We start from the raw sequence: 347 nt of genomic DNA, 5'->3' as shown, positions 1-347 counted from the left end.
GAAGTCGTAACAAGGTAGCCGTAGGGGAACCTGCGGCTGGATCACCTCCTTTCTAAGGAAGCTGTAGAATAGTAAGACGCTGCAATTTATTGCAGATGAACTTTCTCGTGCTTTTTAGAACATAGATTGCAGGCCAGTCAGCCTGACAATCGCTTTGCAGGCGTGCCGCCTTCGTTTCTCTTTCTTCATTGTTGATTGACATGACCCGCTCACGGGCCGGATCGCAGCTGATGCTGCTGGCCCTGCGCGAGCGCGCCGCATAAGCGGCGACGGACTAGCGTCCTGTATTGGCGCCCTCTTTGAGAGGTAGCGAAAGTATATGGGCTTGTAGCTCAGTTGGTTAGAGC

Annotated in this window: 1 rRNA gene; it reads left to right on the top strand. The window is 53.0% G+C overall.

The window, feature by feature from the left end:
* Positions 1-52 (top strand): 16S ribosomal RNA (locus ACOZHT_RS24450); the annotation flags it as partial.
* Positions 53-347 lie beyond the last annotated feature (295 nt).

This window comes from Ochrobactrum sp. EDr1-4 (genome assembly GCF_049199085.1).
GTDB lineage: Bacteria > Pseudomonadota > Alphaproteobacteria > Rhizobiales > Rhizobiaceae > Brucella.
Note: the sequence above shows the minus strand (reverse complement) of the source record. Positions and strands in the feature narration are given on the sequence as shown.